Genomic DNA, 201 nt, shown 5'->3' on the forward strand with positions numbered 1-201 from the left:
CGGGACAGGAGAACGTGGTCACTCCGGGTCGTAACCCCCTGCCGGCAACACTTCCCCGCGAACGTAAGATTATCCAGCCACAGGAAACCGAGTGCCCGGCCTGCAGCGGCAGGTTGAAACCACTGGGCGAAAGTCTCTCCGAACAGCTGGATATCATCAACACAGCCTTCAAAGTCATCGAAACGATCCGGCCAAAACTGG

General features: G+C 57.7%; 1 protein-coding gene. It reads left to right on the plus strand.

Going from position 1 to position 201, the window contains the following annotated elements:
• A partial coding sequence (locus AAIR21_RS28340) for an IS66 family transposase zinc-finger binding domain-containing protein (RefSeq protein WP_434682907.1) occupies window positions 1–201 on the plus strand: 201 nt, incomplete at both ends.

Source organism: Enterobacter sp. PTB, assembly GCF_051130085.1.
Taxonomy (GTDB): domain Bacteria; phylum Pseudomonadota; class Gammaproteobacteria; order Enterobacterales; family Enterobacteriaceae; genus Enterobacter; species Enterobacter ludwigii.